The organism is Sphaerochaeta pleomorpha str. Grapes, assembly GCF_000236685.1.
In the GTDB taxonomy this organism is placed as follows: domain Bacteria; phylum Spirochaetota; class Spirochaetia; order Sphaerochaetales; family Sphaerochaetaceae; genus Sphaerochaeta; species Sphaerochaeta pleomorpha.
Genome location: NC_016633.1, coordinates 488,310 through 509,423, shown reverse-complemented (window position 1 = coordinate 509,423; position 21,114 = coordinate 488,310). Strand labels below are relative to the sequence as shown.

Below are 21,114 nucleotides of genomic sequence, written 5' to 3'. Positions count from 1 at the left end.
ATGTCATATTTGGCAATTCTGCTAACATTTATATTTATTAACAACTTCATCTTGGTGCAGTTCTTGGGTCTTTGCCCTTTTATCGGGGTATCCAAGAGCAGTGAGAATGCCATTGGAATGGGTGCTTCCGTAACATTTGTAACTACGGTTGCCTCCGTTGTTACCTGGTGTATCTACAATTTCCTTCTGGTTCCGTTGTCCTTGGAATATCTCGAGACACTTTCTTTCATCCTGGTAATTGCGGCTTTAGTCCAGTTGCTTGAGATGATCATCCAGAAAATCAGTCCCCCGCTGTACAAGGCCCTTGGAATTTACCTTCCCTTGATAACGACCAACTGTGCCGTACTTGGCATTGCCTTGATTAATATCACCAATGGGTACAATATCATGGAATCCTTTACCGGTGGGCTCGCTGCCGGACTTGGGTTTACCCTTGCTATCGTGCTCATGAGTAACATCCGGGAACGGCTTGATGTTCAACCTGTACGTAAGTCTTTCCGTGGTATGCCAATCGCTTTTATTTCCGCAGGCTTGATGGCTCTTGCATTCATGGCATTTGACAAGTCCTTGATTACGAATTTGCATCTGGTATAAGGAGAAAAGCCATGAATATTTTATTTGCAGTATTGGTTATTGCCGCCTTGGGTGGAATTTTTGGCTATGGTCTCTCTTTTGCCGAGAAGAAACTTGCCGTTAAAAAAGATGAGCGTATCGTTGAGCTTGAGAAAATCATGCCCGGTGCGAACTGTGGTGGTTGTGGCTATGCAGGATGTAATGCCTATGCGGATGCCGTTGGAAACGGTACAGCCCAGATTGGTCTCTGTAACCCCGGAGGGGCAGCACTTGTTGCAAAAATGGCTGAGATTATGGGACAAATCATCGATACAACTGATTCTGCGAAGATGGTTGCCCATGTGATGTGCGGTGGTAACTGTGAATTTACCAATAAGGATTACGATTACAAAGGTCTTGCTGATTGTAATGCAGCTGCTTTACTTTTTGGAGGAGACAATACTTGTAAAAGCGGTTGCCTTCATCTCGGAAGCTGTATTGCTGTCTGTCCGGTCGGAGCTATCTCGAAAGACAAGGACGGGTTTATCATCGTTGACGAAGATCTGTGCATAGGTTGTGAAAAATGTACGAAGATCTGCCCGAACGGTGTTATCCAGATGATGCGTGTAGACAGTGAATATGTAGTTGACTGTAACAGTCACGAACCAGGCGGAAAAGTACGCAAACAATGCACTGTTGGCTGTATCGGTTGCAAGATTTGTGAAAACAAATTCCCGGAATCCGGTTGTAAAGTAGAGAACTTCCTTTCAAAGTTTGATCAGAATGTTCCTCATAGCCAGATTGCAGAAGCAGCCGAAGCATGCCCTAGCAAATGTATTATCAAGCGGTAACGAATGAAATTAATGATAGGGGCTTACAGTCAAATTTCTTCGGGTTCTCCAACGCCTGTTTACGATCGGGCATTGGTTTGTGTTTTCAAGCCACTGTTAACCTATCTGTATAATTCCTCGGATTCTGTGCTGCAATTGTATCTCAGCGGTTCTATCATGGAATGGTTGGAATGTAACCATCCAGAAGTGAATATGCTTATTGCCGACCTTGCCCGGAAGGGCAGGGTTGAGCTTATTTCCGGTAGTTACCATCAGAGTGTCCTTTCTCTCCTTTCACCTAAGGACCGTTCTAATCAGATTGAACTGGATACCACCTGGATTCGAAAAAGGTATGGGCAAAGGCCTCGTACCCTTTGGTGTTACGGGGAATTCTTCAATCCGATTTATATCAATACCCTGACTTTGTGTTGTATCGATAAAATTCTGATTTCCAGTCATGATGCCATACACGACACCGTTGGCAAAACAATTCCTTATCAGATGCAGGAACTTGGGAAAACCGTTCAGATTATCCCAACTGATGATTTGATCGGGCGTCTGGTGCAGGAATTCGGCCAACGTCAGATAAGTTTCGGATACCTGCTTGAACAGATAAAAATACGTCTTGAAGATAAAACCAGTGACTACTGCCTGGCAATGCTCAACATTGATCAACTCTGTCAGGGTGATATCACCGAAGATGAGACACTTGCCTTGTTTTCCTTGTTTTTCAACCATGGTACGGTAGCTATCGATGAGCTTGCCGATCCAAATTTGCCTGTAGAGACTGGTTATCTGCAGAGCGGATGGTATGGGTATGATAGCCTGGTGTCTGATCTTTCCTGTTTCAATGAGATCTTTGTAAAAGACGAGTCTCTTGCCTATCTGTATGGGCGCTATACCTCCCTTTGGGAGATTTCGCGTAGTTATAAGAAAGACAAGGATATTCGAAAACGCATCGATGCCCTCTTGCTGAAAATTGCTTCGGGATCCCCGTATGTTTGTGATGCGACCGGTTCTATGTTGCGTTCTTCGGTGAGAAAGCTTGTTTGGCGTTATATCAGTGAGGCTGAATCTGTTTTATCCTCCCAGAAAGACTATTCCTATCCTATGGATGTAGACTATGACCATGACGGTAACCTAGAACATTTTACCATCGGGAAAAATCTGAGTGCAGTAGTTGATGCAAAGGGTGGGGCGTTGAGTGAATTGACCTATCTGCCTTCGCTGTTCAATTATGGCGATACTTTTTCCCCTCTTTCTGGGTTCGGAGTCTCAAAGGCTTTGCATCCTCTCTCCCCTGGTAAAAAACAGCGTATTTTCAATGATGTTTTTATCGATCCTACGCTTCCATTGGATGAATATGCAAAAACAGATTCCCTCCATTGCCTCGATATGGGAAGTACCGTATACACTCTTTCGGTCCTTGACCGGAGGAATACGGAATTCCTTGCAACGGCAACCTGTTATGAACATGCTTTCCTTGAGAGCCAGCTTACTTTGGAAAAGCATTTTAAATTCAGGCAGAATACTGTTCTTGTGGATATTACGATAACCAATACTGGCGAGGAAGAAGTCAGGTGTCTATATGGTTGTGAGATTCCCCTTTCCCTTGGCACCAAGAGTCAGACGGTTCCCGTCCAGCTGCTTGAGAGCAAGAAATCGAGTCCCTATGAGGATTCGGAGGTGATTCTTGACGACGTGAAGTCTGTTAGGTTGTTTGATGAGCCGAACAGTACCTCTATAACCCTTGTTGCCGATAATCGCTTTACCTTGCTCAAAGAAGACTATACTATTGAATATATGACCACATTGGGTCCTGAGAACCTGTACCAGCATACTTTGTTGCTACCGCTCTGGACGTTGAATCTTTCACCGGGGTTGCAACAGAAAGTCACTATAGGGCTCCGTCTGGAACGAAAATAATTTTAGGAGTTTGTATGTATTTTCAAAATAAAGCGAAGTTTGAAACTGTAAAAGAAGAAGCCTATACCGTCTGGAGGCGGCTTTGACCCGGATTCAATGCAAAAGAAGATTGCAGATCTTGAGGAAAAAACCCTGTTGCCAGGTTTCTGGGAAGACAAGAAGGGTGCCGAAGAGCTGTATGCAGAACTCAATGGCCTGAAAGATTCCTACATCCCTTGGAAAGAACTCATCGAAAAGATGGATGACATGGTAGAACTGTTTGATCTGTATGCCTCGGAACCCGAAAACCCGGAAGAAGAAGCTGAGATTGACGTGCAGATTTCTGCCATTATCGATGAATACAATACTCTGAAACTCAAGACTTTGCTCAATGGAAAGTTTGATAAAAACGATTGTTTTCTATCGATCCATGCCGGCGCCGGTGGAACAGAAGCCAGCGACTGGGCGAATATGTTGATGCGCATGTACCTTCGTTACTGTGAGCGGAACGGTTTCAAGAGTGAAATTCTGGATTTGCAGGAAGATGAGGGCGGTATCAAGAGCGTAACTATTCGAGTTAGCGGCCAATACAGCTTTGGTTACCTGAAAGGCGAGGCAGGTGTTCACCGGCTTGTCAGGATCAGTCCTTTCGATGCACAGAAACGTAGGCATACTTCGTTTACGAGTGTCTATGCCTCCCCTGTAATCGACGATACGATCGAAATTGATCTAAAACCTGAAGATTACCGGCTGGATACCTATCGTGCCGGAGGCGCTGGCGGCCAGCATGTCAACAAGACGGACAGTGCGGTACGTATTACCCATTTCGAATCGGGAATCGTTGTGCAGTGCCAGAATGAACGAAGCCAATTCATGAACAAGGATGTCGCCTTCAAAATGCTTAGGAGTCGGTTGTTTGAGTACTACCGGGAAAAACAGGAAGCAGAACACCAGAAAACCGCTATTGCCAAGAAAGAGATTACCTGGGGAAGCCAGATCAGGTCGTATGTCTTTCAACCGTATACTATGGTTAAGGATCATCGAACCGGAGAAACTGTTGGTAATATCCAGGCAGTAATGGATGGCGATATCGGTTCCTTTATAGAAAGTTTCCTCCGATGGGACCAGAAGGAGGAGTAGGTATGCCTGGCACTTTTCGAAAACTGTTTCTGTTGCTTACGGTAACATCTTTCGTTTTGTGCCAAGTGCTGTATGCAGGCCCTTCGCTTTCCACGGATTTCACAATCGGTATCTTCCCGCTTGAATCTACAGGCATTGAGGCGAATGACTTTGTCCTTGAGACAGGTATGACGTATTGTACGACATCTGCTGAATCTACTGCTTCCTATCTTTTTGCAAGATCTCAGGCAAAAACAGCTAAGGAAATAGAAACAGCCATTCACCAGGCGTATGCAAAGGAAAATGCCGCTGAAGTCAAAGATGCCAGAAAAAACCTAGCTGTCCAGGACGTTGAAGATCCAGTTGGGCCGTCTCCGATTATGTATAAGCTCTTGGAATCTAAGGATGGATTGAAAGACATACTCGATTCAAGCGAACTGGGTTTGCAGTGGTATTGCCATTCCAATGGTCTTGATGCATTGCTTTTTGTCTCTTCGAGGAAAGTTTCAGATTATAGCCGCGTAATCGTAGAGTATTATTCACTGGACACCAAAGAAAGACATACCATTTTTGACAAACTCTGCCTGAACCAGAATTTGTATCCGTTTCAGGAGGATCTTGCAATTGCCTTGCTACAGGCTACAGGCCACAGTGATGTCTTTGCTATTTCCTTTGAGAATCCTCCTGTCGGGATGGAAGTCCTGGCTAATGGCAAACCGCTTACCATCGTCGCTTCTAAGGCGTTCGTCCCCTCAGGAGAGTATGAACTGACAATTTCTGCTTTTGCCCATATCGGGAAAACCTTGGTTGTAGATGTAGGAGGAAGTCCTTTGATTCAGGTCGATGCGTCGCTTCTTGCAGATACCTATGGTAACCTCGCATTGTTTTCAGGAAGTGGCAATGCGAGTTGGTTTGTAAATGGTGAACCCTTTGGTTTTTCTACAGGGATCGTCATACAGGATTATACATTGCCCCTTGTTGTAGCGGTAGCCAAGGATGGGTTTGCTTTGAAAGCAATACAAACGAGGAAAGTACAGAATTCCATCGACTTTGACTTGAAACCCCTCTGGATGGATGATACAAACCTGCTAGGGGAAGCAAAGAAAACGTTCTATGGTAGTTTGCAGAGCACCATTTTCCTGTTCGGTTTCTATGTTGCCTGCGCAACGCTTTCTGATACAACAGGCTTAGAAAGCCAGTTATGGCAGCCTCTTTTGGTTGCAACAAGTGGATTTGCCCTTGTTTCGTCAGTAAATTTGATTAAAAGTCTCGCTTCCTATGCTTTTTTTGCAAGGACAAGCAACAGGTAGCGGGAAAATGGGAGATTGGTATGTTGAAAGGATTCGGTGCAAGGCTCAAGGCCTTTTTCTCTGTTCATTCCTCTGATGAAAATTTTTATGAGGAATTGGAAGATCTGCTTATCGAGGGTGATCTCGGGGCAAAACTCGCTATGCAAATCTCTGATGACATAAAAAAACTGTCAAAAAGTGAGAAGCCAAAAACCCAGAGGGAACTTCAGTTATTGGTGAAAAAAATCCTGGCAGGCAAGGTTCGCGCCTATAAGCCTGAGATTCCCCAAGATGGACCCACTGTGTTCCTGATTCTCGGGGTAAATGGGGTAGGGAAAACCACTTCGATAGCAAAATTGGCAAGTATGTACAAGGGCCAGGGCCATAAGGTACTGCTTGCGGCCGCCGATACCTTCCGGGCCGCTGCAATAGATCAGCTGGAAATACATTCTGATAGGGTCGGTTGCCGTATAGTCATGCAGAGTAACGGCAGTGATCCTGGTTCTGTCGTTTTCGATGCGATCACCTCGGCTAAGGCAAAGGGGGAGGACCTCATCCTGGTAGATACTGCAGGGCGAATGCATAACAAAGAAAACCTGCTTAGGGAACTTTCAAAGATCGACAAGGTTATCAAAGCAAAAGGTATTGATGAAAACCATTACAAGAAGTTTTTGGTCATCGACAGTACTACCGGGCAAAATGGTATCAGCCAGGCCGACCTTTTCAACCAGGCTGTGAAAATTGATGCCTTGGTCCTTACAAAATATGACAGCCTTGCAAAAGGCGGGGCTTTGGTGCAAATCGGGGAAAAATTCGATATTCCGATTGCGTATGTCGGTACCGGTGAATCCTATGCCGATATGCACGCATTTGATGAAAACGAATTTCTCGATACGCTCGTCGGGCTGAATGACTGATGAAACGCTTGATCTGGGTGTTGTTGGTCCTATGCCTGGCTTTCCCAGAGGTGTTCGCCGTGGAGCTACGTGCCTCGAACAGCATTGGGCAGGACAAGGGTCCCTATGACCCTTCCCTTGCCTATGCCTTGCACCTTGAAGGAACCTCGCGTTCGCTCTTTAAAGGTGATGTATTGGTCTGGAAGACAACACAAAAGCAGTCAGGCAGGGAAATCATAAAGACTACCTCCTATGCAGACAGTCCGTTTGAACTTGTACAAACGTATCGCGATACCCTCTTGCTAGAGGAATCTGATGGGGTTTCCCAAACCATTTTTGCTTATGGGGATGATGGGAAGCTACAAACTGCAACCTATCTGGAAAATGGCGAATTGGTATCTCTCCAATCCTTTTTCTATGATAGTGTTACCCACCAACTGAGTGGTAGCAGGACTATATTGCGAGGAAATGCTTCGTATCGGTTCTACGGGCAGGAAAAAGAAAGCCAGTGGGTGGCCGATAGCTCAGGCGAATCTTTTGAAAAAATAACCATCTATCCCAATACGATTACGGTCAAAGAGACCTGGAAAGGCGAAAACAGACTTTCCCCCTTGTCGGTAGCCGCACAAAACGATGGGGCAATTGCCTTGTCACAGGGTGATGTGGTTGTTACTTATAATAACGAAGGTCTTCTGGTACAGGAAAAAAAGCCTTCCTTTCAGTCCGATTACCAGTATAATGAGCAGAGGGAACTTACAAAGGAAACAAAAATCGACGCGGAGGGTAGGTTGTACGTAACCGATTATCTCAACGGGAAAAAAGTATCACAGCAAGTATCAAAAGATGAAATACTTGAAAAAGTGATAACGTTCAATGCTGACAAGACCAGAGTGGAAACACTCTATGATAAGGGTGTAGCCTATTGCGATGTAACCTATGCCGCCGATGGGATGAGGGTTCTGTCCCTGAAATACCGGTGAAAGTATGAGACCAACCTACCTGATAGCACGCCGCTACGCCTTTTCCAGGCAAAACCGCCACAGGAATACCAGTATACGAATTGCCCTTGGTCTAGCTATCTGTCTGTTTTCGATTAATTTGGTACTTGCATTCATGCAGGCTTTGCAATCCAATCAATTCGAGGATATCAGAATGTATGAGTCCTTTGATATACAGATTCCCCTTGCCAGTAATTCCTTGGAACAAGGGGAAGAGCTTGCCATGAAACTGGGTGCCTTGGATTCTGTCGACGCTGCTTTCCTCTTTTCGGATATCCCTGTACTCGTTGCCTCCAAGAATGGGAAAACTATTGCTGGAAGGCTACGGGCGCTACAAAGCGAAGGGAAGTTCGCAAAGAATATTAGGGTTTTCCGTGGTACCCTGTTCCAAAGCGGAATGATTTCCTCATCCTATATCCATTCTGCCGATATAGGTTTGGGTGAGAACGTAACCGTTACGTTATTGAAAAAGGGCAAACAGGCTACAGTCGTCCCTGTTCAGAGGGACCTTACAGTCGGTGCCTTGTTTTATACTTCTCTGTATGAGTTTGATGACTCTACGTTTTTGACAGATCTCGACACCCTCTATTCCCTCAACAGTGAGGCTTCCCTTTTTCTAGGTTTATATTCAGATGCCGACCTTGCAGATGTAAAGAAAGCAATCGGGGAAATTGACAATACCCTTGAGCCAATTACCTGGAAGGAAGCAAATGCTTCTCTCTATGGGGCGATGGAGCTCGAGCAGAGCATGATGGAATTGCTCTTGTTCATTATGATAGTCGTAATTGTCCTGCATATACGCAATAGTTCAAAAAGACTGCTTTTGGCGAAGCAGAGGGAAATTGCAATGCTCCGCTCCATGGGGTTTCGCCTACGTCAGCTGCAACGAATCTTTATTCTGCAGGCTTTCTACGTTGCCTTTGTCGGACTGGCCCTTGGCATATTTCTTTCCTACCTGGGCGTCTGGATATATCCTTCTGTCTCTGTGTTGCTGAATAGCAGCCTGGCCCAGTCCCTTGTCCTGACAATCCGTCCTCTTAGATTATGTATCCTTGTTGTTACCATTCTTTCTTTCAGTATGCTTGCAGCCTACTTTGGGACCAGACGCATCCTGAAGGTGGATATTATGGAGATGTTTATTCATGAAGAAGTCCAATGAAATTTTAACCTTGAAAAATATCAAGAAAAGCTTTCCTGCGACAGCGAGGGGAGGGGAGCCTCTCCTTATTCTTGATGCTGTTGATTTGACCATAGAGAAGGCCACCAGTGTCGCCATAATCGGGAAAAGCGGTTCAGGGAAAAGTACACTTCTGCAGATCAGCGCCGGCTTGCTGGCGTATGACTCAGGGACGGTCCTCTTTGACGGGAAAGACATACAAAAACTCAACGATACTGCAATGAGCGCCATAAGGAGCAGTCAAATGGGGTTCATTTTCCAGAACAGCTTGCTGCTTGATGATTTCTCTGCTTTGGAAAATGTCCAAATACCGGCAATGATTGCTGGTTCAGGTGAACAGGAAGCAAGGCAGAAAGCCGTTGAATTGCTCGAACTGGTTGGGTTGGGTGACCGGCTCGACCATAAAAGTGATCAGCTTTCGGGAGGCGAGCGGCAAAGGGTTGCGATCGCAAGGGCCCTGGTGAATAATCCGTTGGTGGTTTTTGCCGATGAACCGACGGGCTCACTTGATGAACGGAATGCCGCACTCATCGAGAGTATGCTGCTTTCGTTGGTCGATATCCAGAAGGTAGCACTCTTACTTATTACCCATGACACGTTGTTTGCCTCGCGATGCGACCATGTGTACCATCTGCATGACCGCCATGTGGAGGTTTCCCATTGAAAAGACAGCTAGTATGGTTGCTTTCAAGTCGCAAACTGGGTATCAGGGGGACGAAGGCAGCAAAGAAACGTATACTTTTCAATATTTTGCTCATTACCCTTGTTGTTTCGATGCTTGTCCTTGCCCAGCTGTTTGTAGTTTCGATGAGCAATGGGATAGCAGATAAATATGCATTGCTCGGCAACGGTCATCTGCAAATACATGAAAACGAAGATACCAAGATTCCTGCTTTGCCCGCTATCTATGATATACAGAACGTTTCCCAGACCGTGGCATTGGTCTATAGTGCTACTGGGAATCGTATGATACGGGTAAAAGGGGTAGGGCCTACATATTTCAATCAATACAGGCTCAAGCAACTGAGTTTTTCCAAATCAGATACCGTGGAATCATCTTCGTCTTTGCCGCGGGTCACCATAAGCAAAAGCCTTGCCAAGCTTCTCTCGGTAAACCTAGGTGACCGTATTGCCCTTATGATGGTAAACAGCGGGGCCAAGAACACTTTGCGTCCGCAGCTTTGCATTGTCGATACCCTCTATGACTCGGGGTACCGGGAGTTGGACGAGAACCTGATATTCTGTGACTATGAGTTGATCGAGAAATTGTTTTCTGATAATACCGATACGTATTTTGAATTGCTGGTCGATGAGAAAGAGATAGAAACAACCAAGGTAGCGCTCCAGGCTGAAGGCCTTTCGGTGACCTCCTGGGATGAGGAGAACTATTCAGTTGCCAGCAACCTGAATACGAGCAAAGAGGCTATCCTCGGGGTTTTGATTGTAGTTGCAATTCTTTGTGGGTACTTCATAAGCGAAGTCTCGAATGAAATGGTAGAAGATGACAAACATAAGATAGCCCTGCTCAAATTGATGGGGACTACCGACAGAATCATAAGGCGGGTATATTTCTCGACGGTCATGGCTGTAACCTTGTTTTCCACCCTTTGCGGGACCCTGTTAGGTATTATTTTGGGACGCAATCTGAAAATTGCCCTGGCATTTCTCGCAAAGCGCTCGATTCCGGCTCTATCCTACTATCTGTTGGATTTTACGATGTATGTTCCGATACAAGAGATTTCCCTCATCCTTTTGGTCCTTACGTTTGTCAGCGCCATTTCCATTCTTTGGAGCCTGAGAAGGATCCATAAGATTGAACTGTTAAGCTGTACACACTTTGACTAACTTCTGTTTTCCTATATACTGCTTCCATGAATTTTGAAGTATTTGCTTTAGGAACAAGCGGAATGATGCCGCTTCCCAATAGGTTTCTGACCAGTGCCATGGTTCGGAGAGACGGAGAGTTGTTTCTTTTTGACTGCGGGGAAGGAACCCAAGTATCGCTGAAGATGCTTAATCTTAAGTGGAAGAAAATCCATTCCATTTTTATCAGCCATATGCATGCAGACCATGTCACAGGTTTACCTGGAATCCTGATGCTTTCCAGCCAGGTGGACAGGGATGATCCGCTGACTATTTATGGTCCTCCAAGGCTCAAAGAATATATCGACTCCAATAGAAAGATTCTCGATATGTACATCAACTATGAAATTATTGTAGAGACTGTTCAGGAAGGGGTTGTGTTGGACCTTCCTGAATTTACCGTATCTGCCTTCCGTCTTGATCATACAAAACCTTGCATGGGCTATGTGATGCAGGAGAAGGACAGGCCCGGCGAATTCCATCCAGACCTTGCCCTGCAGCTTGGCGTCCCTATGGGACCGATGTGGGGAATGTTACAGAAAGGAAAGGCTGTTACCCTGTCTGATGGGACACAGATTACTCCCGGTCAGGTTATGGGGTCTGCAAGGACAGGGAGAAAATTCAGTTATGTTACCGATTCCCTGTATTCTTCTGAGATATCCCAGTATGTAAAGGATAGTGACCTTTTGCTTTGCGAAGGCATGTTTACAGGCGATCTTGAGGAAACAGCTAAGGAAAAGAAGCATATGACTTCTGTTCAGGCGGCAATGATTGCAAGGGATGCAAAGGTTAAGAAGCTTGGCTTAATCCATTACAGTCCCCGCTATAGCGACAAAGAACTGAAGTATCTAGCTAAAGACGCACGGACTGTCTTTGAGGAAACAGTCCTCACCAGGGATAGAATGTGTTTTGAAATTCCGCTAAAGGATTAATCAGCGGTCTCTGTCTTCAGTAAGAGGGCTTCCTCTGCTTCATGGTAGAGATAATCGCTGTCAATGATTCTATTGTTGCGCGAGGCGAAACCGATTTCCAATGAACAGCCTTCAAAGGTGTCATTGCATTCCTGTACCATAGTAAGCATAAAGTCTTTGGCTTCGTCGCTATTGTAAAACGGAAGGACCATGGCAATGAGGTTGTTGTCGAGCAGGTAACAATATGCCAATTCACCACTCTGATCTATCAACTTGTCACTGATCGGTACTTTCGGACCGTTCTGAATATCGACCAGGATTAACGTAAGGTCATAATCCATGGAAATCGCGTTCTGCAGCTCAAGCGAAAGAATCGAGGCAAAGCCGGTATCATACGAAGCAAACTCTGGCTTTGCGACTACCACGGGAGCTCCTGCAATAGGACCGACCGGGGCAATACCCGAAATGTTGGTGATCTCTTCTTTGGCAGGTACTATGGGATCGATTGTCCCTGAGTGGACTACGTCGAAATCCATATCCGAAGGTTCTGGTTTCACCAAAGTGTGGCCATATGTCATCTCATCACTGTGCAAATGAGAGGGATCATCGCCTGGCAATGTGTATAACGGTTTGTCATATGCATTGGGAGGGAGCTTGTCAACTTCATCAACATAATCCTCATCTCTTTTCCTAGCGATGAGAACACCAAGTTCAATCATTACCAACCCAATAAGAATCGGGAACATCCTGATAAGGACATCATATATCTGTTCTTGGTTGATTTTATACATAGGGATAAAGAATCTGATAGAGAGGTATAGAAAGCCGACAAGAAGAAAAACGGTAACAAATAGACTTAGGATTATTTGACGACCATAATGTTTGTTTTCCAACATTTTAACCTCCCCTTTTAACTTTTCATATATGTTACAATAGTGGTAGCATTCTAAGTATATAGGTTGACGAAAAACATGACAAGAAAAATAGCGATAATATTCACCCTTAGTTTGGGTATTTCATTTTTTATTTTACTGGGAATCCTTGGTAAGCAAGGGTTTTTCAGAAATCTTTCCCTCAAACAAGAGCTTGAAGCTATTCGCTATAAAAACGAAGTAATCAATCTGCAGGTTGAATCGCTCAAGCGGCAGGAATCGGAATTGCAATCGGGAGAGGGGCTGAAGGATGCCGCATTCAAGCTTGGCTATCAGAGCGAGGGTGAACAAGTCTATTATTTTTCGGATGAAGGGGCAGGGCAAACAGAGGGCAAAGCTTCTCCTTACCGGTCAGAACAAAAGCAGAGAACCTTTTTGGGGTTTTCTGTCTTTTGGATCTTTATTATAGCACTAGCATTTTCCCTCTTGTTTACAGTATTCTTTGTTTTTGCGGCTAACAGGAGAAAACAGATCAATGATGAGCAATAGCGAAGAGGCGCAGGTACTCTACAGGCAAGTTACGGGAACAGTTGATAAAGTGGTTGCACTTTTACAAGAAGATAAGGTTCTCGTTCTTCCCTGTGATACTATTTATGGTTTGTGCGCCAAGGTAGGTCCAGCTGAAGAAGCACTGAGAAACATCAAATATAGGGCAGAGACAAAGCCCTTTTTACTTCTTGCTACCCTTGAGCAAGCGAAGGAACTTTGCACGGTACCAGAGGATATTGAATCTGTCTGGCCTTGTTCCCTGACAGCAATCCTTTGGGATAAACAAGGTGGCAAGACTGCTATTCGGGTCCCTGCCGATGCATTTCTGCAACAGGTACTTACCAAGCTCGGCAAACCAATCTATTCGACGAGCGTAAACGAATCAGGCTATCAGACGATAACCAATATCACCGATATTATCTTTGCCTTCAAAGATAGGGTCCCTGCTTTTGTGGTAGGTTCTGAAAAACAAGGCACCGTACCCTCTACCTTGATAGATTGCACGGTGCACCCGTATGCTTTGGTCCGGATGGGCTCCTACGACGCCAGTAACCTTCTCAAATAATTATTTCTGAATCTTTCTGGCTTCCATGTAAAACCTTTTCTCGTGGGCTTCTCCCATGGAAAAGGTTTTTCTTGGCAGTGCATTGTCTTTGATAATCGAATCAAAGAAAGTTTCCTTGGCAACATCGGGAAGGATGAGGCCACAATTCCCCTCTTTTCTTCCGAGGCTGGCAACCACTTTCTCGCCGTGGATATAGTCTACGGTCGCCTTGCCCTCTGAGAGGAGATTGTCGATCACTACTTGTAACGTACCTGCGGCAATACTTGCTGCCGGATCTGTCAATGAGAAGAGATAGAAGCCGTCTGCATTGCAGAACCCGAACTTCTGGGTATCTGATTTTGCATTTACCAAGACATGGAGGGTTGCCAGGTCTTTGACTGCCTCAACAGTGTAGGACCGTGCACACTTTTCGATTTCTGTTTTGAACGTATCGAAGGAGAGTCCGAACAGAACCCGGTGGATGGGTTCGAATTCAAGCCCGCTGTCATAGATGTTTTCCAGCTCAACGAGGGCAAAGCGTGCGGGATGATTCTCTTTCTCTGCATCGCTTAGGTTTTTCTTGATGTCTTCCCAGCAACTTTTTGCTGTTGCAAGGCTATGATTCCCATCACCCATCGCATAGAGCAGGGGGTTCTTTACATCGAGGTTTGCCTTCATTTCCTCTAGTGCATCGGCTATTGCTGAAAAATCCTTCTCGCTGTCAACCACCCAGGCCGAAAGATGTCCGCCACCTTCCATGAGGTCGGTGTCGTAGGCCATTTTCAAACTTTCCCGTTTCTGTGCCAGTGGTTCGATCACCGAGCGCTTGTCATCGCTGATAAGCACCATGATATGAGGCAGTTCGAGCGGTGCATTTTTACGGATTTCCTTTCTTGGGGGAATCCTGGAGAGGATGGTTCCCTCGGTTGCCCTGATCAGGGAGCGGGAATCCTTTGCATAGTTATATTGCTCAAGGTCAAGGGTAACTAAAAGACCCCACCGACCTTGGTTCTTTGCTCCCGTGGTACGGTGAACGAGGAAAAAGGAATCTTTGTAGGTGTCAAAGAGATTTTCCTCGATATATTTGGCCATGTGGGCATTGATCTGGTCGATTCGTTTCTCGGGGTTTGCCTCTTCAAGGTAACATTCCGGAAAAATCAGGCGCAGTGTGGAAGGATCTTCGCCTACGAAAGAACTGGCCCGTTCCCAATATTCAGGTTCTGAAGTATACTGGTCACAGGCTACAACAGCCCATTTGCTAAGGTCTGTTCCCTTTTTGGGTACCATGATATCGGCCTTCTTGAGGGCCAGTGTTTTGAAGCGTTCGTCAGAATTGGACATGCTATATCCTCTTTATTTGTGAATGTGTCAATATTCTATAATAATATTGCAAAATCGGCAAGGAAAAGTGATTAAAAATGAGTAAGTCAATTATATTTACTGGGGCAAAATCTCCAAAATCTTTACCAAAAAACCTTTATGAGAACGGAGATATTGTTATTGCAGCGGACAGCGGCTTCGATGCTGCGAAAAAGCTGGGGTTTACCGTAGACCTTGCTATCGGTGATTTCGATTCCACCAGGTATCTGAAGGAAATCAAGGAGATCAGGTTCGAGCAACATAGTACGGAAAAAGATGAAAGCGACACCTTCCTGGCGATTGAGCGGGGTATCGAGATGGCAGGGGATACCTATGTTCTAGTCGGAGGGGGTGGCAGGCGGCTCGACCATCTGCTTGCAACCTATTCCTTGTTTGACAGGTTTGGGCCTCCCTCAGCATGGTATACTGCCTATGAAACCTGCTTCCTTGTCTCTGATGCAAGAAGATTCGATACCCCGGAAAAAGATATGACCGTCAGTTTTTTCCCTGCCAGCCTGAGTGGCTCTGCTGTTGTCGATGCCCTGCAGCTGAAATGGCCTCTTTTGGATTATCCGCTTTCCTTTGCTACGATTTCCCTTTCAAATTGTACAACTTCCACTTTTTTGGATGTAAAGGTAAGGGGAGGAAGTATCTTCGTCTCTTTTCCTGTTGCCGGTGGCAGAGCAAAGATGATACCATAAGGCTATGTTACAAACTCGAAGGTTGCTGGCATTTTCCAGCAGGGTACATACGTATACATTGCTTTTGTATCTTTTTTTCTTCCTTGTATACATTACCTGTAGTTATTTTCTTGTTCAAAAAGAATTTATCAGTCTTTTACAATTTGCCTTGGATCTGACTGGGTGGACAAACCTCCTGTTTGGGTTCTGGATTATTGTCTTTTCCTGTATTGTATGGGTTACTGACAGTGTTTTTCCGTTTTCCCCGGTCCTGCTTACCTGCATAAGGATGGCTATTGTGTTTCTGCTCAGTGTTATTACTGCTATCATCGAAAATTTGATAACCAACGGTTTTGTTATCAGCTAAGGAGCCACACCCCATGAACAATCCAATGATACATGCCATTCGTGGTGCCATCTGTGTCCAGGAGGATACAAAAGAGGCTATCGACCATGCAATATGCAAATTGTTTTCACAAGTACTGGAAGCAAATGGCCTGCTGGAACGTGATATCGCTTTTTTGCTCATGACCCAGACAGGGGATTTGAAAAGCAGAAATCCGGCTGCAGGGTTAAGAAGCGGGGGGTTCTGTGCTACGACCCCGTTATTTTGCATGCAGGAGCTGGAAATCGACGGCATGCTCGAAAGGGTAATCAGGATCATGCTGGTTGCAAACAGGGAAATGGAAAAAGTGGTGCCTGTATACACAGAAGGGGCAGAGAAACTCCGCCCCGACCTTACGATTTGATTGATAGCCGACTGTCAGAATTGAACTGACGACCCCGAGATTACAAGTCACGTGCTCTACCGCTGAGCTAAGTCGGCAAAAAATAACAAATGCAATATACGCGCTAGCCTTTGCTCTGTCAATAGGGTAAGAATTTTAGGTTTCATGATTTTTGCTTGTGGCGAGACCCTTGCCAATTTGGATATAAGCTATAGACTATATAGGCGTGGATGTTGATCAGTGAGGATTCCTTGCTTCAGGTCGATTGAAATATAGCAAATGAAAGCGGAATTTACGTTTTTTCAATTTCATGGTTGACAAAATTCCTGATTCTTTGTACTGTACGTTTGTCTTTGGCAATGGAGAGGTTCCCGAGCGGCCAAAGGGGGCAGACTGTAAATCTGTTGGTTACACCTTCGAAGGTTCGAATCCTTCTCTCTCCAAAATGAAGGCCTTCTTCTCAGAGGAAGGCCTTTTTTCCGTCCTTGTATGAAAAAAGGGGTATCGATGAGTTGCTTCTACGAAAAGGGTCTGCAATTCGAATGTACCGGTTGTAACTACTGCTGTAGTTGTGAACCTGGTTATGTTTTCCTTTCGAAAGAAGATTTGGACAGATTATGCGCATGTGTAGGTTTGCAGCGTGAACGGTTTATTGATCTGTACTGTCGTATAATATCCTTTGGTACGTTTTCAATGATTAGCCTGAAAGAAAAAGATAATTTCGATTGCATCTTTCTTACGAAGAAGGGTTGTTCGGTCTATGAAGGTAGGCCGCATCAATGTCGAACGTATCCGTTCTGGAGAAGCGTAGTGGAAAACAAGGATTCTTGGGAAAAAGAAGGGCTATCCTGTCCTGGTATCGGCAAGGGTAAAAAATACAGTAAAGCGGAAATTGAAAAATTCCTTTCTGTAGAATCTGATGAAGTACCTATTACGATAGTATAAGGTAACCGATGGCAAAGATATCAGATTCTGTCCTTGATCAAATCAAGGCAAAGATTCCTATCAGCGAAGTAGTCTCCGATTATGTCACCCTTTCCAGCAGGGGGGGGAGGCTTTGGGGTTTATGTCCTTTCCACCAGGAAAAGACAGCTTCATTTTCTGTCGTTGATGACCAAGGGTTCTATTATTGCTTCAGTTGCAAGAAAGGTGGATCCATGTTCGACTTCGTTATGGAGATGGAAAAGGTCCCTTTCGTTGAAGCGGTGAAAATGCTTGCAAAAAAAGCGAATGTCGAGCTTGCCGATGAAAACCCGGAAGATAGGAAGAAACGCGATCTCAATGAGACCTTGTACGATTTGTATGACAAAATTGCAGGTTCCTTCCATTTTATCCTTACCAATTCAAAAATGGGGAAAAAGGGTAGGGACTACCTGGAAGCAAGGAACGTAAAACCCGAGATGTGGGAAAAATTCAACCTTGGCTATGCTCCGGACAATGCCAATTGGTTGTATAGCTTTTTGGTAAAGCAGCATTATAGTGATGAATTGCTCAGCCAAAGTGGTCTCTTCAGCCAGAATACAGCAAAATATCCCTTATTTAGAGACCGCCTCATGTTCCCTATCCGTACCTGGCAGGGGAAGACCGTCGCCTTCGGGGCACGTGATCTTTCTGGCACAAGCAAGGCGAAATATATCAATACGCCAGAGACTCCGATCTATAGCAAGAAGAACAACTTGTTCGGCCTCTACGAATCTCTCGATACTATTAAAAAAAGCCAGTCTGCAATTCTCTGCGAAGGGAATTTCGACGTGGTGGCCCTCCATCAGAGCGGTCTGACAAATGCCATGGCACCCCTGGGGACTTCCTTTACCAATGAGCAGGCGAAACTGCTGAGGCGTTACTGCACTTCGGTGACAACGCTCTTTGACAGTGATGCTGCAGGGCAGAGCGCTACGGTAAAGGCCCTGACGATTGCACAGAGCCATGGTATAGCAAACACGGTTCTCAAGCTCTCTTTGGCCAAGGATGCATCGGAATTGGTTGAGAAACAAGGCGAGGAATCTCTACGCTCAGACCTACAACATCCGATACAGGGCTTTGATTATCTTGTAAACAATGCAATAAATCAGTATGATATAACGACGTCCAGAGGAAAATCACTGGTTTTTTCGAAAGTTAGGCCATATTTGGATGCAACGGAGTCTGCAATCGAGAAGGAAGACCTCATCAAACATCTTTCGCTCTTGCTGAAGGTTGACGAATCCTCGATTATTGACGATTATTCACGTGGGCACACGAGAACCGCCGAACCCCAGGTTCCGGTCAAAGGAGATCATGTTAAGCCGCTTAATCCTGCTTCGATTTCCGTCGATTTGTATGCAATGTTGACCCTTGTCAACAATAGGAGCCTGTACGTACAGTTTAGGTACAAGCTGGCAATAGAGGATCTTGAAGACCAGGAGGCCGAAGCACTTTACGATGTGTTAGAGGATGCCGCTCGAGAGGATGTCGGGAAAAACGATGAATACATCCTGCAGATGATTGATGATCCACAGCTCAGAAGTGATGTCGCTACTTCCTTTACCATGGAAGAGTTTAGATTAGCACCCCAGAAAGTGCTCAATGAGGCAGTGAATCGGATTCAACTCAGGAATTATGAAAAAAAGAGAGCGAGTAGCAAACGGTTGCTTGATATAAGTCTCAGTGATGGAACTGCAGAAGAAGGGATCGAGGAATTGCTTCGTGAGAAAACGGAAATCGATGCAAAGATTTCTCTTTTGAAGCAAGTGCTCGGACAGGATAATTAAACAGGGTAGGATAGATACAGATGCTTGATGAAAACATTTCACAGACCATCGTCAAGGACATGGTAGCGCGCTCAGCCGAGACTGGACACGTCTCCAAAGAGGACATTCGAAAGGCACTAGGTTCTGAGAAAGAAAGTGATGAAGCGATGGATGAAATAATGCAGACACTTAGTGAGTTGGAAATCCAGGTTACAGAAAATAACGAACCTATTCCTGGGAGTATTTTCAGCGATGGTCCAAGCCAGGATGAAATTGAAGGTGATATCGAGGACGAACCAGAAGACCCCGACTTGCTGGAAGGGGCCTTGGACGACGATATCCCTGTCGATGCCTTGCTTGATGATTTTTCCACTGCTAATGTGAAGGATTCCTCTTCCTTGACGAAGGATGCCTCAGACGAGGACCAAGAAGATGAAGATAGTGATGATGCATCCTTGGACGACGATGAGTCTGCCGGCACAATCAAGAACGATTGGAGCAGTATGGGTACTGACGACGACTCTGTCGGCGGTAGTGACCATTATATTGATATTTCAAGCCTCGATGACCACGATGGCGAGATAGAGCATGTCCGCCATAACACTATTCTTGGAACCGATAAGAGTGATGCCTCCGGGGATGACCCGATCCGTCTGTATCTCCGTGAGATTGGTAAAGAGAACCTGCTCACAGCTGAACAGGAAGTTGAGCTGAGTAAAAAAATGGAAGACGGGGCCTTGATTATCAAGGAAGTCATCCAGGAAAGCGGTATTATGATTACGCTTTTCTATGAGATTATCAAAACACTCAATACCAAGATCGAAGGTCAGGAAGAAGAATACAATGCCAAGGATTATAAGGAACTGGTAACCAACCAGAAACGTTATAGCCAATATTATAAAGAACAGCTCAAAGATTTGCAGGGTCCCCTGAAAAACTATATTGCCAAGAAAGAGCAGATGATCAGCAGTGGGGAAGATGTATTCCACGATGAAGTCCTCGGGAAAACCCGTTCCATGCTTTTGAAAAAACTGGCAAAAGTTGAGCTTCAACCAGAAGAAATCACTACGTTTACAATGGATTTCATCAATGCGGAGAACAAGATTCGTTCGTACAAGGAAAAGAAGCAACAACTGGAAAACAAGCTCCATATTTCCTCTGCGAAAGAATTACGCCAGCTTGGTCGTGACCTTGCAACCCAGAGCAGATGTTCAAAGATAGAGGAAGAACTGCATCTTACCAGCGATACAATCAAGGATCTTATCCGTGAATTGCAATTGACTGATAAGAATCTGAAGAATATTGAGTATCAGTTTGAAGAACAGGCCGAGAACATCCTGACGCATTCCACTAAAATCAAATTCGGTCAGAAAATGATGAAGGATGCGAAGGACCGCCTTATAAGGGCGAACCTCAGGCTTGTTGTCTCCATTGCTAAAAAATATACCAACCGCGGATTGCATTTCTTTGATTTGGTCCAGGAAGGGAATATCGGTCTTATCAAGGCTGTAGAGAAGTTTGAGTACCGCAAGGGTTTTAAATTCTCAACGTATGCAACTTGGTGGATCAGGCAGGCAATTACCCGCTCTATCAGTGACCAGGCAAGGACAATCCGTGTGCCGGTTCATATGATCGAGCAGATCAACAAGGTTGTGCGGGAGTCCAGGATGCTGATGCAATCGCTGGGAAGGGAACCTACTGACGAGGAAGTGGCAGAAAAACTGGGCTGGACCGAAAGTAAGGTAAAGGCAGTCAAGAATGTTGCCCGTGAACCGATCAGCCTGGAAACCCCTGTTGGCGAGGAAGAGGATTCTCTCTTGTCTGACTTCATTGAAGACAAGGAAGTTGAGAATCCTGCGACCCAGACGGCATATTCCCTGCTTCAGGAACAGCTGAAAGATGTTCTTGCGACACTTCCAGCTCGTGAACAGGAAGTTTTGAAGATGAGATTTGGCCTTGAAGACGGATACTCATTGACACTTGAAGAAGTCGGGTTGTATTTTGAAGTAACGAGGGAACGTATCAGACAGATCGAAGCCAAAGCCCTTAGAAGGCTGAGGCATCCCAAGCGAAGTAGGAAATTGAAGGATTTCATTTGACATATACCAGGAGA

General features: G+C 45.2%; 21 protein-coding genes, 2 tRNA genes and 1 pseudogene. 21 read left to right on the top strand and 3 right to left on the bottom strand.

Annotation, left to right across the window (positions count from 1 at the left end; genetic code table 11):
* The 11 genes from rsxA (at position 1) to SPIGRAPES_RS02265 (ending at position 11,561) form a co-directional block, all read left to right on the top strand.
* Positions 1 to 594: an electron transport complex subunit RsxA gene (rsxA, locus tag SPIGRAPES_RS02315; protein WP_014269171.1), complete on the top strand. Its 594-nt coding sequence runs from the start codon at positions 1 to 3 to the stop codon at positions 592 to 594.
* Between the two features lie 11 nt (positions 595 to 605).
* Entirely contained in the window at positions 606 to 1,403 is a 798-nt protein-coding gene (locus SPIGRAPES_RS02310; RefSeq protein ID WP_014269170.1) for an RnfABCDGE type electron transport complex subunit B, read from the top strand.
* A gap of 3 nt (positions 1,404 to 1,406) precedes the next feature.
* The gene (locus SPIGRAPES_RS02305; RefSeq protein WP_014269169.1) at positions 1,407 to 3,308 is read left to right on the top strand and encodes an alpha-amylase/4-alpha-glucanotransferase domain-containing protein; all 1,902 of its coding nucleotides are present in this window, start codon (positions 1,407 to 1,409) and stop codon (positions 3,306 to 3,308) included.
* A gap of 14 nt (positions 3,309 to 3,322) precedes the next feature.
* Positions 3,323 to 4,427, top strand: a protein-coding gene (prfB, locus tag SPIGRAPES_RS02300) for a peptide chain release factor 2 (protein ID WP_014269168.1) whose coding sequence is annotated in 2 segments (ribosomal slippage) — positions 3,323 to 3,391 and positions 3,393 to 4,427 — 1,104 coding nt in all. Because the reading frame shifts where the segments join, the coding sequence is not laid out codon by codon here.
* Between the two features lie 2 nt (positions 4,428 to 4,429).
* Positions 4,430 to 5,716 (top strand): hypothetical protein, encoded by a 1,287-nt coding sequence (locus tag SPIGRAPES_RS02295; protein ID WP_014269167.1) that lies wholly within the window; start codon positions 4,430 to 4,432, stop codon positions 5,714 to 5,716.
* Positions 5,717 to 5,736: 20 nt separating this feature from the next.
* Positions 5,737 to 6,612 (top strand): signal recognition particle-docking protein FtsY, encoded by an 876-nt coding sequence (ftsY, locus tag SPIGRAPES_RS02290; protein WP_014269166.1) that lies wholly within the window; start codon positions 5,737 to 5,739, stop codon positions 6,610 to 6,612.
* Positions 6,612 to 7,571: a hypothetical protein gene (locus tag SPIGRAPES_RS02285; RefSeq protein WP_014269165.1), complete on the top strand. Its 960-nt coding sequence runs from the start codon at positions 6,612 to 6,614 to the stop codon at positions 7,569 to 7,571. The genes ftsY and SPIGRAPES_RS02285 overlap by 1 nt, the downstream gene beginning before the upstream one ends.
* A 4-nt stretch (positions 7,572 to 7,575) precedes the next feature.
* The gene (locus SPIGRAPES_RS02280) at positions 7,576 to 8,748 is read left to right on the top strand and encodes an ABC transporter permease (protein ID WP_041384385.1); all 1,173 of its coding nucleotides are present in this window, start codon (positions 7,576 to 7,578) and stop codon (positions 8,746 to 8,748) included.
* Entirely contained in the window at positions 8,732 to 9,430 is a 699-nt protein-coding gene (locus SPIGRAPES_RS02275; RefSeq protein ID WP_014269163.1) for an ABC transporter ATP-binding protein, read from the top strand. The genes SPIGRAPES_RS02280 and SPIGRAPES_RS02275 overlap by 17 nt, the downstream gene beginning before the upstream one ends.
* Complete coding sequence (locus SPIGRAPES_RS02270; protein ID WP_014269162.1) at positions 9,427 to 10,611, top strand: ABC transporter permease; 1,185 nt, start codon at positions 9,427 to 9,429, stop codon at positions 10,609 to 10,611. The genes SPIGRAPES_RS02275 and SPIGRAPES_RS02270 overlap by 4 nt, the downstream gene beginning before the upstream one ends.
* Positions 10,612 to 10,637: 26 nt before the next feature.
* Positions 10,638 to 11,561, top strand: a complete 924-nt coding sequence (locus SPIGRAPES_RS02265) for a ribonuclease Z (RefSeq protein WP_014269161.1) — start codon at positions 10,638 to 10,640, stop codon at positions 11,559 to 11,561.
* Here SPIGRAPES_RS02265 and SPIGRAPES_RS02260 read toward each other — a convergent pair.
* The gene (locus tag SPIGRAPES_RS02260; protein WP_014269160.1) at positions 11,558 to 12,436 is read right to left on the bottom strand and encodes a hypothetical protein; all 879 of its coding nucleotides are present in this window, start codon (positions 12,434 to 12,436) and stop codon (positions 11,558 to 11,560) included. The two genes, SPIGRAPES_RS02265 and SPIGRAPES_RS02260, sit on opposite strands and share 4 nt — an antisense overlap.
* A 75-nt stretch (positions 12,437 to 12,511) precedes the next feature.
* Here SPIGRAPES_RS02260 and SPIGRAPES_RS02255 point away from each other — a divergent pair, with 75 nt between their 5' ends.
* Positions 12,512 to 12,961: a septum formation initiator family protein gene (locus SPIGRAPES_RS02255; RefSeq protein WP_014269159.1), complete on the top strand. Its 450-nt coding sequence runs from the start codon at positions 12,512 to 12,514 to the stop codon at positions 12,959 to 12,961.
* On the top strand, positions 12,948 to 13,526 hold the full coding sequence (locus SPIGRAPES_RS02250) for an L-threonylcarbamoyladenylate synthase (RefSeq protein WP_014269158.1): 579 nt from the start codon (positions 12,948 to 12,950) through the stop codon (positions 13,524 to 13,526). Before SPIGRAPES_RS02255 ends, SPIGRAPES_RS02250 begins: the two co-directional genes overlap by 14 nt.
* On the opposite strand, the gene SPIGRAPES_RS02245 is transcribed toward SPIGRAPES_RS02250, so the two are convergent.
* Complete coding sequence (locus SPIGRAPES_RS02245) at positions 13,527 to 14,846, bottom strand: DUF1015 domain-containing protein (RefSeq protein WP_014269157.1); 1,320 nt, start codon at positions 14,844 to 14,846, stop codon at positions 13,527 to 13,529. It lies immediately after the preceding gene.
* A 77-nt stretch (positions 14,847 to 14,923) separates the two neighbouring features.
* On the opposite strand from SPIGRAPES_RS02245, the gene SPIGRAPES_RS02240 reads away from it, so the two are divergent.
* Genes SPIGRAPES_RS02240 through aroH form a run of 3 tightly spaced genes read left to right on the top strand, consistent with a single transcriptional unit; the run spans position 14,924 to position 16,293 of the window.
* On the top strand, positions 14,924 to 15,565 hold the full coding sequence (locus tag SPIGRAPES_RS02240; protein ID WP_014269156.1) for a thiamine diphosphokinase: 642 nt from the start codon (positions 14,924 to 14,926) through the stop codon (positions 15,563 to 15,565).
* A gap of 4 nt (positions 15,566 to 15,569) precedes the next feature.
* The gene (locus SPIGRAPES_RS02235; protein WP_014269155.1) at positions 15,570 to 15,911 is read left to right on the top strand and encodes a hypothetical protein; all 342 of its coding nucleotides are present in this window, start codon (positions 15,570 to 15,572) and stop codon (positions 15,909 to 15,911) included.
* A gap of 13 nt (positions 15,912 to 15,924) precedes the next feature.
* Entirely contained in the window at positions 15,925 to 16,293 is a 369-nt protein-coding gene (gene aroH, locus SPIGRAPES_RS02230; RefSeq protein ID WP_014269154.1) for a chorismate mutase, read from the top strand.
* A 5-nt stretch (positions 16,294 to 16,298) separates the two neighbouring features.
* On the opposite strand, the gene SPIGRAPES_RS02225 is transcribed toward aroH, so the two are convergent.
* Positions 16,299 to 16,370, bottom strand: a tRNA-Thr gene (locus tag SPIGRAPES_RS02225).
* Between the two features lie 263 nt (positions 16,371 to 16,633).
* Here SPIGRAPES_RS02225 and SPIGRAPES_RS02220 point away from each other — a divergent pair.
* The 5 genes and pseudogenes from SPIGRAPES_RS02220 to rpoD all read left to right on the top strand — a co-directional run bounded on the left by SPIGRAPES_RS02220 (position 16,634) and on the right by rpoD (position 21,100).
* Positions 16,634 to 16,715, top strand: a tRNA-Tyr gene (locus SPIGRAPES_RS02220).
* 46 nt (positions 16,716 to 16,761) lie between these two features.
* Positions 16,762 to 17,064: pseudogene (locus tag SPIGRAPES_RS17295) on the top strand (YkgJ family cysteine cluster protein); the annotation flags it as partial.
* Between the two features lie 18 nt (positions 17,065 to 17,082).
* Positions 17,083 to 17,217: a hypothetical protein gene (locus SPIGRAPES_RS17555; RefSeq protein ID WP_425358216.1), complete on the top strand. Its 135-nt coding sequence runs from the start codon at positions 17,083 to 17,085 to the stop codon at positions 17,215 to 17,217.
* A gap of 8 nt (positions 17,218 to 17,225) precedes the next feature.
* Complete coding sequence (gene dnaG, locus SPIGRAPES_RS02210; protein WP_014269152.1) at positions 17,226 to 19,022, top strand: DNA primase; 1,797 nt, start codon at positions 17,226 to 17,228, stop codon at positions 19,020 to 19,022.
* Between the two features lie 20 nt (positions 19,023 to 19,042).
* Positions 19,043 to 21,100: an RNA polymerase sigma factor RpoD gene (rpoD, locus tag SPIGRAPES_RS02205; RefSeq protein WP_014269151.1), complete on the top strand. Its 2,058-nt coding sequence runs from the start codon at positions 19,043 to 19,045 to the stop codon at positions 21,098 to 21,100.
* Positions 21,101 to 21,114 lie beyond the last annotated feature (14 nt).

What these genes read in the sequence shown, in the direction of transcription:
- rsxA (WP_014269171.1), top strand. Translation starts at nt 1, where the DNA reads ATGTCATATTTGGCAATTCTGCTAACATTTATATTTATTAACAACTTC.
- SPIGRAPES_RS02310 (WP_014269170.1), top strand. Translation starts at nt 606, where the DNA reads ATGAATATTTTATTTGCAGTATTGGTTATTGCCGCCTTGGGTGGAATT.
- SPIGRAPES_RS02305 (WP_014269169.1), top strand. Translation starts at nt 1,407, where the DNA reads ATGAAATTAATGATAGGGGCTTACAGTCAAATTTCTTCGGGTTCTCCA.
- SPIGRAPES_RS02295 (WP_014269167.1), top strand. Translation starts at nt 4,430, where the DNA reads ATGCCTGGCACTTTTCGAAAACTGTTTCTGTTGCTTACGGTAACATCT.
- ftsY (WP_014269166.1), top strand. Translation starts at nt 5,737, where the DNA reads ATGTTGAAAGGATTCGGTGCAAGGCTCAAGGCCTTTTTCTCTGTTCAT.
- SPIGRAPES_RS02285 (WP_014269165.1), top strand. Translation starts at nt 6,612, where the DNA reads ATGAAACGCTTGATCTGGGTGTTGTTGGTCCTATGCCTGGCTTTCCCA.
- SPIGRAPES_RS02280 (WP_041384385.1), top strand. Translation starts at nt 7,576, where the DNA reads ATGAGACCAACCTACCTGATAGCACGCCGCTACGCCTTTTCCAGGCAA.
- SPIGRAPES_RS02275 (WP_014269163.1), top strand. Translation starts at nt 8,732, where the DNA reads ATGAAGAAGTCCAATGAAATTTTAACCTTGAAAAATATCAAGAAAAGC.
- SPIGRAPES_RS02265 (WP_014269161.1), top strand. Translation starts at nt 10,638, where the DNA reads ATGAATTTTGAAGTATTTGCTTTAGGAACAAGCGGAATGATGCCGCTT.
- SPIGRAPES_RS02260 (WP_014269160.1), bottom strand. Translation starts at nt 12,436, where the DNA reads ATGTTGGAAAACAAACATTATGGTCGTCAAATAATCCTAAGTCTATTT.
- SPIGRAPES_RS02255 (WP_014269159.1), top strand. Translation starts at nt 12,512, where the DNA reads ATGACAAGAAAAATAGCGATAATATTCACCCTTAGTTTGGGTATTTCA.
- SPIGRAPES_RS02250 (WP_014269158.1), top strand. Translation starts at nt 12,948, where the DNA reads ATGATGAGCAATAGCGAAGAGGCGCAGGTACTCTACAGGCAAGTTACG.
- SPIGRAPES_RS02245 (WP_014269157.1), bottom strand. Translation starts at nt 14,846, where the DNA reads ATGTCCAATTCTGACGAACGCTTCAAAACACTGGCCCTCAAGAAGGCC.
- SPIGRAPES_RS02240 (WP_014269156.1), top strand. Translation starts at nt 14,924, where the DNA reads ATGAGTAAGTCAATTATATTTACTGGGGCAAAATCTCCAAAATCTTTA.
- SPIGRAPES_RS02235 (WP_014269155.1), top strand. Translation starts at nt 15,570, where the DNA reads ATGTTACAAACTCGAAGGTTGCTGGCATTTTCCAGCAGGGTACATACG.
- aroH (WP_014269154.1), top strand. Translation starts at nt 15,925, where the DNA reads ATGAACAATCCAATGATACATGCCATTCGTGGTGCCATCTGTGTCCAG.
- dnaG (WP_014269152.1), top strand. Translation starts at nt 17,226, where the DNA reads ATGGCAAAGATATCAGATTCTGTCCTTGATCAAATCAAGGCAAAGATT.
- rpoD (WP_014269151.1), top strand. Translation starts at nt 19,043, where the DNA reads ATGCTTGATGAAAACATTTCACAGACCATCGTCAAGGACATGGTAGCG.